This is a genomic window from Mycobacterium sp. E3298, from assembly GCF_001666895.1.
In the GTDB taxonomy this organism is placed as follows: Bacteria; Actinomycetota; Actinomycetes; order Mycobacteriales; family Mycobacteriaceae; genus Mycobacterium.
Window position 1 is genome coordinate 1 of the sequence record NZ_LZJB01000435.1, and the last position, 10,840, is coordinate 10,840.

At 69.8% G+C, this 10,840-nt stretch carries 9 protein-coding genes and 1 pseudogene; 3 read left to right on the forward strand and 7 right to left on the reverse strand.

Translation table 11 applies throughout. From position 1 onward, the window contains the following. The 3 genes and pseudogenes from A9X05_RS20595 to A9X05_RS20605 form a co-directional block, all read right to left on the reverse strand. Nucleotides 1-461: pseudogene (locus tag A9X05_RS20595) on the reverse strand (phenylalanine--tRNA ligase subunit alpha); the annotation flags it as partial. Between the two features lie 121 nt (nucleotides 462-582). Next, nucleotides 583-1,389 carry a rhomboid-like protein gene (locus A9X05_RS20600; protein ID WP_067783825.1) on the reverse strand — a complete coding sequence of 269 codons (807 nt, stop codon included), beginning with the start codon at nucleotides 1,387-1,389 and terminating at the stop codon, nucleotides 583-585. Nucleotides 1,390-1,406: 17 nt separating this feature from the next. After that, complete coding sequence (locus tag A9X05_RS20605; protein WP_067754863.1) at nucleotides 1,407-2,315, reverse strand: adenylate/guanylate cyclase domain-containing protein; 909 nt, start codon at nucleotides 2,313-2,315, stop codon at nucleotides 1,407-1,409. A gap of 191 nt (nucleotides 2,316-2,506) precedes the next feature. Here A9X05_RS20605 and A9X05_RS20610 point away from each other — a divergent pair, with 191 nt between their 5' ends. Beyond that, nucleotides 2,507-3,562 carry an oxygenase MpaB family protein gene (locus tag A9X05_RS20610; RefSeq protein ID WP_067754860.1) on the forward strand — a complete coding sequence of 352 codons (1,056 nt, stop codon included), beginning with the start codon at nucleotides 2,507-2,509 and terminating at the stop codon, nucleotides 3,560-3,562. Here the strand turns inward: A9X05_RS20610 and A9X05_RS20615 are convergent. The 4 genes from A9X05_RS20615 to infC form a co-directional block, all read right to left on the reverse strand. After that, nucleotides 3,549-4,340 carry an RNA methyltransferase gene (locus A9X05_RS20615; protein WP_067754857.1) on the reverse strand — a complete coding sequence of 264 codons (792 nt, stop codon included), beginning with the start codon at nucleotides 4,338-4,340 and terminating at the stop codon, nucleotides 3,549-3,551. The genes A9X05_RS20610 and A9X05_RS20615 overlap by 14 nt on opposite strands. Nucleotides 4,341-4,343: 3 nt before the next feature. Further along, nucleotides 4,344-4,739: a 50S ribosomal protein L20 gene (gene rplT, locus A9X05_RS20620; RefSeq protein WP_067783827.1), complete on the reverse strand. Its 396-nt coding sequence runs from the start codon at nucleotides 4,737-4,739 to the stop codon at nucleotides 4,344-4,346. Nucleotides 4,740-4,807: 68 nt separating this feature from the next. Continuing rightward, the gene (gene rpmI / locus A9X05_RS20625; protein WP_067754855.1) at nucleotides 4,808-5,002 is read right to left on the reverse strand and encodes a 50S ribosomal protein L35; all 195 of its coding nucleotides are present in this window, start codon (nucleotides 5,000-5,002) and stop codon (nucleotides 4,808-4,810) included. A gap of 30 nt (nucleotides 5,003-5,032) precedes the next feature. Further along, complete coding sequence (gene infC / locus A9X05_RS20630) at nucleotides 5,033-5,641, reverse strand: translation initiation factor IF-3 (protein WP_082950068.1); 609 nt, start codon at nucleotides 5,639-5,641, stop codon at nucleotides 5,033-5,035. A gap of 428 nt (nucleotides 5,642-6,069) precedes the next feature. Here infC and lysX point away from each other — a divergent pair, with 428 nt between their 5' ends. Next, entirely contained in the window at nucleotides 6,070-9,414 is a 3,345-nt protein-coding gene (gene lysX / locus A9X05_RS20635) for a bifunctional lysylphosphatidylglycerol synthetase/lysine--tRNA ligase LysX (RefSeq protein WP_082971027.1), read from the forward strand. Nucleotides 9,415-9,490: 76 nt separating this feature from the next. Continuing rightward, the coding region (locus tag A9X05_RS20640) for an alpha/beta hydrolase family protein (RefSeq protein ID WP_197499150.1) at nucleotides 9,491-10,840 on the forward strand (1,350 nt) is incomplete at its 3' end.

Genomic DNA, 10,840 nt, shown 5'->3' on the forward strand with positions numbered 1-10,840 from the left:
AAGTTCAGGGCGTCGAAGTTGAATTGTTCCGTCTCGACTTCGGGACCCTCGGCCAATTCCCAGCCCATCGCGACGAAGGTGTCGGCGATGTGCTCGGCCAGCTGGGTGATCGGGTGCCGGGCGCCGACCGGTTGCCGGGTCGACGGCAGCGTGACGTCGATGCCCTCGGCGGCCAGCACCGCCGCATCGCGCTCGGCGCGCAACACCGCCAGCCGTTCGTCGTAGCTGCGCTGGGTCTCGGTCCGCGCGGAGTTGACCCGCTTGCCGGCGTCGGCGCGCTCGTCCTTGGGGACGCCGCCGAGCGCCTGCCGGGCCAGCGCCAGCGGCGAGCGGTCGCCGAGGTGCTCGGTCTTGACGCGTGCCAGCGCCTCGAGATCGCCGGCGCGCGCGATCGCCTCCCGGGCGGCTTCGACCGCCTTGGCCAAGGCGTCCGGTGACAGGTCGACGGGCTGAGCACCCACGCGGCGACACTCTCCTTGCTGATGAGGGGCTGGGAGAAAGTTGCCCAGCGGCAAGTGCCGATCATAAGTGATCTGAGCACGCCGCTTGGCGCGTGCTTTGCGGGGATGACCGGCGGGCCGCCTAGCCCGCGGTGACCGGCTGCGGGCTGCGCAGCGCCTCGTCGTCCACGGCCCCGCCGCGCGCGGTGGCGAACTGCACGAGCTTGTGGGCCGCCAGGGCGCCCAGGAGGCCGAACGCGGGCGCTCCGGCCATGGTCCCCCAGTGGTGGGCCAGCAGCAGGAAGCCGAAGCCCGACGAGGCGGCCAGCATCAGCATGCGCACCGGCGTCCAATGGATGGGCTGGCGGAAGCGGGCGGACACCAGCACGCCCAGGACCACGGCGACGGTGTGACCGGCGTCGGTGAAATCGCCGCCGATGATCGCCGACGCGATGCCGGCCGACACCCACCAGCCGACCCAGGCGGGGCGCCAGCGCTGGGGGATCACCGCAGTCATCGCGCCGAGCACGGCCAAGGCGCCGTAGCTCATCCCGACATCGCTGGCCCGGGTGATCGAGACCGGCATCCACTCGAACTCGACCGCCGCCGCCAGGGCCGCGGCCACCAGCAGCGTCGCGCCGATGTGTCCGATCAGGAACGCGACCACCAGCCGGATGGTGCGCAGGTGCAGCTCGCCGAGCGCGAGCAGGCAGGTGAGGAAGGGCAGCCAGAAGTAGAGCGGACCGGCGTCGACCACCAGCGCGCTGCCCAGCAGCGTGCCCACGTGGCCGTGGGCCAGGTTGTGCAGGTTGGTGCTGGCCCGCTCGACCAGCACGTCGTGCGCGTGCGGGCCGAGCGCCACGATGGCGCCGCTGACGGCAAGCAGCGCCGCCACGTACCCCACCGTGAACTGGACCCGGGCGAGCCGGGCAAGGATGCCCCCAAACATTGCATCCAGTATGTCGGCTAATTTGTTTCTGAAGTGTGATCGGACGCTGTCAACTCCCTATGAGTCCGCAAACGATATATCGATAAATCCGCCGGGACTCCGGTCGTCTTCGGGGCGAAAACCGGTTTACGTGCACGTTTGGCGACGACACCCATCGCGTCCAGTTCGCTCTGGGCGATCAGGTCGAGTGTCGAACCTGACACCATCACCCCGCCCTTGGTGGCCCGTTCCATCACCCGCGCGGCGATGTTGACGTCGACCCCGAGCCAGTCCGCCGCCATCCGCTGGGGCCGGCCGGTGTGGATCCCGACCCGCATCCGCGGCGTGTAGCCGGCCACCTCGACGGACTTCAACGCCTCTTTGGCCGCCAGCACCGCCCGCACCGCGACCGTCGGATCGCCGAACACCGCCATCAGCCCGTCGCCCATCCGTTTGACGATGTGGCCACCGGCGTCCAGCAGCGGCGGCTCGACGGCCCGAGCCACCTGCCGCAGCAGGGTGAGCGCCGCGTCGTCACCCGCCTGCAACGACCAGGACGAGAAGCCGACCAGGTCGGTGAACACCAGGGTGACCTCCGGGTTGGCCGGCCGCCGGGACACCGACTCGGTCAGCGCCTGCCATACCTGCAGCAGCCCGAGGCCGACCTCGCGCGACACCGCGTCGCGATCCCCCAGCAACCGGTCGGCGGCGCGCGCCGCGGCGCGGGGCCCACCGTCGCCGGCCGTTGAGAGCGGGTCACCGAACTCGGGATCGCCGGGCAGCAGTCGTCGGGCCCGGCGGATGAAGGCGACCGCGCCGGGGCTGCGGTTGCGGTTGTGCAACCACTGCGTCGCGTTGTGCACCGGGACCGAAGAGCGCCGCGGCGGATCGGGCGCCGTCAATTCCTCGGGCCCGCCCGAATCCGAATCGCGACGCGCGAGTTCCACCTGGCCAGGTTATTTCCTCGCGCGGGAGGCGGGCAATGAAGGGTCGCGCGGGTGTGGCGCAGCTCGCAACGCAGCCGCTGGTCACGACGGCGGCACGCCGCTGTCGACGGTCGATAACACCCGCGGGCACGCGCGGCCGAAATCGTAGACAACGCACGTTGTCAAAGTTATCGTGAGCGCAGGAGGCCGAGATGACTGCCATTCCAACGACATCCGACGATCCGCTGGGACCGGATTCCCTCACCTGGAAGTACTTCGGCGATCTCCGCACAGGAATGATGGGCGTGTGGATCGGCGCCATCCAGAACATGTATCCCGAGCTGGGCGCGGGCGTCGAGCAGCATTCGATCCTGCTCCGCGAGCCCCTGCAGCGGGTGGCCCGCTCGGTGTACCCGATCATGGGCGTCGTCTACGACGGTGACCGCGCGGCGGCGACCGGGCGGCAGATCAAGAGCTACCACCACACCATCAAGGGCGTCGACGCCTCCGGCCGCCGGTATCACGCCCTGAACCCGGAAACGTTCTACTGGGCGCACGCGACCTTCTTCATGCTGGTGATCAAGGTGGCCGAATACTTCTGCGGCGGCCTTACGGAGGCCGAGAAAAGGCAGCTGTTCGACGAGCACGTGCGGTGGTACCGGATGTATGGGATGAGCATGCGCCCGGTGCCCGGCTCCTGGGAGGAATTCTGCGAGTACTGGGAACGGGTCTGCCGCGACGAACTCGAGATCAACCAGGCGACGCTGGACATCTTCCAAATCCGGATCCCCAAACCGAAATTCGTGCTGATGCCCACGCCGATCTGGGACCAGATGTTCAAGCCGCTGGTCGCCGGCCAGCGCTGGATCGCGGCGGGCCTGTTCGAGCCGGCGGTGCGCGAGAAGGCGGGGATGCGCTGGACACCGGGCGACGAGGTGCTGCTGCGCCTGTTCGGCAAGCTCGTCGAGCTGGCCTTCCTGGCGGTCCCCGACGAGATCCGGCTGCACCCGCGCGCGCTGGCCGCCTACCGCCGGGCCGAGGGCCGGCTGCCCACCGACGCGCCCTTGGTGGAGGCGCCGACGTTCATGGCGCCGCCCCGCGACCGTCGCGGGCTGCCGATGCACTACTTCCCTCCCCATTCCCGCCCGGCTCTTCGCTCGCCCCTCGACCCGGCCAAGGCGCTGATGGAACGCGCCGGTTCGCTGGTGCACGGGACGCTGTCGCTGGCGGGTCTGCGGCCCGCCCGGGGACGCGTCAGGGCCGCCTGAACACGCCCAGCGCCTGCGCGCTCTGGTAGAGGCAGATCGCCGCGGCGGAGGCCACGTTCAGGCTCTCGGCCCCGCCGGCCATCGGGATGCGCATGCGGTGGTCGGCCGCCGCCGCGATTTCGCTTGGCAGGCCGTGGGATTCGGGCCCGAGCAGCCACGCCGTCGGCCTGCCGAGCAGATCGGCCGCCTCGTCCAGCCGCGTCTCGCCGTCGACCGTGGTGGCCAGCACCTGCAACCCCGCCTCGCGCAGGGCGCCCAGCGCCGCGGGGGCGTCGGGCTCGGCGACGACCGGGATCGAGAAGATGCTGCCGGTCGAGGCGCGCAGGCACTTGCCGTTGTACGGGTCCACGCTGTGCCCGCCGAGGATCACGGCGTCGGCCCCCATGGCGTCGGCGATGCGGATGACCGTGCCGGCGTTGCCGGGCTCGCCGATCCCGACGGCGACCGCGACCAGCCGGGGCGGGCCGGCCAGCACGTCGGCCAGCCGGGTCGACGGCATCTCGCATACCGCCACCAGCCCGGTGGGGGTGACGGTGTCCGACAGCGCCTTTGCCGCCCGCTCGGTGACCAGCTGGACCGAATCACCTTGCGCCGCAAGTAAACCCGCATACCGTTGCGCGGCGGCTTCGGTGACGAAGACGTCGCGGACCAGACCGCGGGCGGCCGCGGCCTCGACCAGGTTGGGGCCCTCGGCCAGGAATCGGCCCGCCCGCCGCCGGCCGACGTGCCGATGCAGTTTGACCGCCGCGGCGACGCGGGCCGAACGTTCGGTCAGCAGGGGCTAGGCGGCCTCTCCGGAATCCGACGGGGCGTTCACGTCCGCGGGCAGCGCGGCCCGGGCGACGTCGACCAGCGCAGTGAACGCCGCGGGGTCGGTGATCGCGATGTCGGCGAGGTTCTTGCGGTCCACCTCCACCCCGGCGGCCTTCAAACCCTGGATCAGCCGGTTGTAGGTGATGTCGTTGGCGCGCGCCGCCGCATTGATCCGCGAGATCCACAGTTTCCGGAACTCGCCCTTGCGCGCGCGGCGGTCGCGGTAGGCGTAGTTCAACGAATGCAGTTGCTGCTCTTTGGCTTTGCGGTAGAGCCGCGAGCGCTGGCCGCGATAGCCCTTCGAGGCCTTCAGAATGCTGCGCCTCTTCTTTTGGGCGTTGACCGCCCGCTTCACGCGTGCCATGGGTGTTCCTACTCTCTAAGTAAATGGTCGGGTGCCGGCAGCGGCGCCGGCGCTCGGCTTCTTGTCGGTCAGCCGTTCAGCAGCTTGTTGACCCGCTTGGTGTCGTTGGCCGACACGGCGGTGCGGCCTTCCAGGCGACGCGTCCGGGTGGACGGCTTGTGCTCGAACAGGTGCCGACGATTGGCTTTCTCGCGCAGGATCTTGCCGGTTCCGGTGCGCCGGAACCGCTTCGAAGCCCCGCTGTGGGTCTTGGCCTTGGGCATGTTTCCTCTGATTCTTCGTTTCGTGCCGGGTCAGTTGGGTGAAGGGTTGGTGTCGGCGCCCGCATCGGCGTCCGATGCCGCGCCCTCCCCGGGTCCTTCGGGGTGCCGCGCCCTGGCGCGGGTTTTCGCGCCGCGGTGCGGGGCCAGCACCATCGTCATGTTGCGGCCGTCCTGCTTGGCGGACGTCTCGACGAAGCCGTATTCGGCGACGTCCGCGCCCAGCCGCTGCAGCAGGCGGTAGCCCAGTTCGGGCCGCGACTGCTCACGTCCGCGGAACATGATGGTGACCTTCACCTTCGAACCCGCCTCCAGAAAGCGGATCACGTGACCCTTTTTGGTCTCGTAATCGTGATCGTCGATCTTGGGTCGCAGCTTCTGCTCTTTGACGACGGTCTGCTGCTGGTTCCGGCGGGATTCGCGCGCCTTTTGCGCCGCCTCGTATTTGAACTTGCCGTAGTCCATGATCTTGCAGACCGGGGGTCTGGCATTGGGGGCGACTTCGACAAGGTCGAGATCGGCGTCCGCAGCGACGCGCAGTGCGTCTTCGATGCGCACTATGCCTACCTGCTCTCCCCCGGGGCCGATCAATCTGACTTCAGGTACGCGGATGCGCTCGTTGACGCGGGTCTCAGTGCTGATGGGGCCTCCCTTGTTGGGCTTGTAGATATGCTGCGATCCACGGCCGGGTCTGGGTCGGGAGCCAGCGGCGGAAACACCACACCACCAGCAGAAAAGCCCTGCAATAGCAGGGCCCAATGCCGACCGATCGAGGCTTGCCAATGATCAAGCCGCCCGCGTCGCTCGCGGAACAGACATGCGCGATGCCTGTGACCGGACCGCCAAGCCTTGAAGAAATCTCGTGGCTCGCGGTGGGAGTGGGACTCCACTTACTGTTTCCTGGCCTTCGCCGGGATGGTCGCGATCGCCAGTTTAGCAGCCACGGGGCGGCATTTTGCACTTCGCCCCCGGCCCCGTCCGGCGCCGCTGCGCAACCGGACGAACTATTGCTAGCCACTCTTAGCGCTTCGCCAAGCTTTTCACGGATTGAGGGCATATCCTCGCGGTCTGTGACACTCGCTTCATCTCGTTCGGGGCGCCGTTCGGGGGCCCGCGGCCGGTCGCATTCCCGGTATCGCTGGGTACCGGCGGCGGCCGGGTGGATCGTGGGCGTCATCGCCACCGTCTCGTTGCTGGCCAGCGTGTCGCCGGCGCTCCGCTGGCTGATCAAGGTCCCCCGCGAGTTCATCAACGACTACCTGTTCAACTTCCCCGACACCAGCATCGCGTGGTCGTTCGTGCTGGCGTTGCTGGCCGCGGCCCTGACCGCGCGGAAACGGATCGCCTGGCTGGTGTTGCTGGGCCAGATGATCCTTGCCGCCGCGCTGAACGCCGCCGACATCGCCGCGGGCGACAACACCGCCGCCGAGACCTTCGGGGAGAACCTCGGGTTCGCGGTGCACATCGTCGCGATCGTGCTGCTGGTGCTGGCCTACCGGGAATTCTGGGCCAAGGTCAGGAAGGGCGCGCTGGTCAAGGCCGCCGCCGTGCTCGTCGCCGGCGACGTGATCGGCATCCTGGTGTCCTGGGGTCTGGTCGAGTTGTGGCCGGGAACGCTGGCCCGCCAGGACCGCCTGGGCTACGTCGCCAACCGGGTGGTCGGCTTCGCCTTGGCCGATCCGGACCTGTTCACCGGCAAGCCGCACGTGTTCCTCAACGCCATCTTCGGTCTGTTCGGCGCGCTGGCGCTGATCATGGCGACCATCGTGCTGTTTCAGTCCCAGCGGGCCGAGAACGCGCTGACGGGCGAGGACGAGTCGGCCATCCGCGGGCTGCTCGAGCTGTACGGCAAGAACGACTCGCTGGGCTACTTCGCGACCCGCCGCGACAAGTCGGTGGTGTTCGCGCCCAGCGGCCGCGCCGCGATCACCTACCGCGTCGAGGTCGGCGTGTGCCTGGCCAGCGGCGACCCGATCGGCGAGCCCCGGGCCTGGCCGCAGGCCATCGACGCCTGGCTGGGGCTGTGCCAGACCTACGGCTGGGCGCCGGGCGTGATGGGCGCCAGCACGCAGGGGGCGCGCGTGTACCGGGAAGCCGGGCTGAACGCGCTCGAGTTGGGCGACGAGGCGATCCTGCGGACCGCCGACTTCCGGCTGTCGGGTCCCGACATGCGCGGGGTGCGCCAAGCCGTGACCCGGGCCCGCCGGGCCGGGCTGACCGTGCGCATCCGGCGGCACCGGGACATCGCGGCCGAGGAGATGTCCGAGACCATCACCCGCGCCGACGCCTGGCGTGACACCCAGACCGAGCGCGGCTTCTCCATGGCGCTGGGCCGGCTCGGCGATCCCGCGGACGGGGATTGCCTGCTGGTCGAGGCGCTGGACCGGGACGGCGCCGTCGTGGCGATGCTGTCGCTGGTCCCGTGGGGGACCACGGGCGTCTCCCTGGACCTGATGCGGCGTTCCCCGCAATCGCCCAACGGCACCATCGAGCTCATGGTCAGCGAGCTCGCCTTGACCGCCGAAACCCTTGGCATCAGCCGGATTTCGCTGAACTTCGCGATGTTCCGCTCGGCGTTCGAGCAGGGCGCCCAGCTCGGCGCGGGCCCGGTCGCGCGATTGTGGCGGGGGCTGCTGCTGTTCTTCTCGCGGTGGTGGCAGCTGGAGACGCTGTACCGCTCGAACATGAAGTACCAACCCGAATGGGTGCCGCGCTACGCCTGCTACGAGGACGCGCGCCTGATCCCCCGGGTGGGCGTCGCCTCGGTGATCGCGGAGGGCTTCCTCGTGCTGCCCTTCACCCGACGCGACAGGGTGCACACCGGCCATCACCCCGCGGTGCCCGCCCGGCTGGCGGAATCGGGCCTGTTGCATCACGACGGATCGGCGCCCGACGTGAGCGAGCTGCAGCAGCGACGCGACGCCGTGGAACTGGAAGAGTCGAGGGCCCGCCTGCCCGAGCAGGTCCGGGTCCGGCTGGCCAAGCTGAAGATCCTGCGGCGCAAGGGCATTGACGCCTACCCGGTCGGCTCCCCGCCCAGCCACACGGTCTCGCGGGCGCTGGACGCGGACGACCAGCAGACCGTCTCGGTGTCGGGCCGGATCTTGCGGATTCGCGACTACGGCGGCGTGCTGTTCGCCCAGCTGCGGGACTGGTCGGGCGAATTGCAAATGCTGCTGGACAATTCGCGCCTGGAGCGGGGCCGCACCGCGGATTTCACCGCGGCGATCGATCTCGGCGACCTGGTCGAGATGACCGGGCACATGGGCTTCTCCAAGAACGGCACCCGTTCCCTGATCGTGCGCGACTGGCGGATGATCGGGAAGTGCCTGCGGCCGCTGCCGAACAAGTGGAACGGGCTGACCGACCCGGAGGCGCGGGTGCGGACGCGCTACGTGGACCTGGCGGTCAATCCCGAATCCCGCGAGCTGATCACGGCCCGCAGCAGCGTGCTGCGCTCCGTCCGGGAGACGTTGTTCGCCAAGGGTTTCATCGAGGTCGAGACGCCGATCCTGCAGCAGATCCACGGCGGGGCCACCGCCCGGCCGTTCGTCACCCACATCAACACCTACGACATGGACCTGTTCCTGCGCATCGCGCCGGAGCTCTACCTCAAGCGGCTGTGCGTCGGCGGCGTGGAGCGGGTTTTCGAGCTGGGCCGGGCCTTCCGCAACGAGGGCGTCGATTTCAGCCACAACCCGGAGTTCACGCTGCTGGAGGCGTACCAGGCGCACGCCGACTACACCGTCTGGATCGACGGCTGCCGCGAGCTCATCCAGAACGCCGCGCAGGCAGCCCACGGTGAGCAGACCGTTCTGCGGCCCCGGGGTGACGGCGCCGACGGCGGGCTGCATCCCGTCGACATCTCCGGGGACTGGCCGGTCAAGACGGTGCACGATGCGGTGTCCGAGGCGCTCGGGGAGCACATCGATCCCGACACGCCCCTGCCCGTGCTGCGCAAGCTTTCCGACGCCGCCCGGATCCCGTACCGCGCGCAGTGGGACGCCGGCGCCGTGGTGCTGGAGCTCTACGAGCATCTGGTCGAGGACCGCACCGAGGGACCGACCTTCTACATCGACTTCCCGACGTCCGTGTCGCCGCTGACCCGGCCGCACCGCAGCCGGCGCGGCGTCGCCGAGCGGTGGGACCTGGTGGCGTGGGGGGTCGAGCTGGGGACCGCCTACAGCGAGCTCACCGATCCGGTCGAGCAGCGCCGCCGCCTGCAGGAACAGTCGCTGCTGGCCGCCGGCGGCGACCCCGAGGCGATGGAGCTCGACGAGGACTTCCTGCAGGCCATGGAGTACGCGATGCCGCCCACCGGCGGGCTCGGCATGGGCATCGATCGGCTCGTCATGCTCATAACCGGCCGCAGCATCCGCGAGACGCTGCCATTCCCGCTGGCCAAGCCGCACTGACCCGGCCCACGACACGTGGGTGGCCGACGGCGAACATTCGGTGAATATGTTCCAGGCCGGTTAACAATCGATCACAATGAATGCCGTGACAGCGTCGACGACCAACGCCACGACGCAGTTGCTGGCAAGTAGTCACACGTCCCTGATGCACGGCTGGGTGCCCATCACCACCCAGGCGGTGGCCGCCGTGGTGCTGGCGCTGGCCGTCGGCTGGCGATCGCGCCGCTGGCGGACGGTGTGGCTGCCGGCGGCCGCCTCGGCCGGCGCTGCCGTCGCCTACCTGACGCACTGGTACATCGTCGACCGCGGCCTGTCCGACGAGCCCGCGCCGGCCGCGCTGTGGCTCTGGATCACGCTGACCGGCACGGCGGTCGCCGTGCTGATCCTGGGATGGCGCAGCGCCCGCGGCTGGCGGCGCGGCGCCGGGCTGCTGGCCATACCCCTGTGCGCGCTGTGCGCCGCCCTGGTGCTCAACCTCTGGGTCGGCTACTTCCCCACCGTGCAGGCGGCGTGGAACCAGCTCACCTCCGGCCCGCTGCCCGACCAGACCGACCCGGCCACCGTCACCGCGATGGTGGCCAAGCGGACGCGGCCGCCGCACGGCAGCGTGGTTCCGGTGGTGATCCCCTCCGACGGTTCGCATTTCAAGCACCGGGGTGAGTTGGTTTACCTGCCGCCCGAATGGTTCACCAGCAGCCCGCCGCCGGCGCTGCCGACGGTCATGATGATCGGGGGCCAGTTCAACACCCCGGCGGACTGGACCCGGGCGGGCAACGCGGTCAAGACGATCGACGACTTCGCGGCCGCGCACAACGGCAAGGCCCCGGTGTTGGTGTTCGTCGACTCCGGCGGGGCCTTCAACAACGACACCGAGTGCGTCAACGGCGTCCGCGGCAACGCGGCCGACCACCTGACCAAAGACGTTGTGCCGTACCTGGTTTCCAAATTCGGCGTCAGTCGGGACCGGTCGAACTGGGGCGTCGCCGGCTGGTCGATGGGCGGGACCTGCGCCGTGGACCTGACCGTGATGCACCCCGACATGTTCAGTGCGTTCGTCGACGTCGCCGGCGACTTCTTCCCGAACGCCGGAAACAAGGCCCAGACCATCGCGCGGCTCTTCGGCGGAAACGCCGACGCCTGGGCCGCGTTCGACCCGACGACGGTGATCGGCCGGCACGGGCCGTACCGGGACGTGGCCGGCTGGTTCGCGATCTCCTCCGACGGGCCGCCCGCCGGGCGCCATGACCCGCTGATGACCGACAGCGGCGCGATTCGGCTCGCCGGCCGGGAGGCCGCCGCCGACCCAGGCAACCAGACGGCGGCCGCCTATTCGCTGTGCGCGCTCGGCCGTGCCAACGGCATCGACTGCGCGGTGCTGGCGCAGCCCGGCAAGCATGACTGGCCGTTCGCCGACCGGGGCGGCGGC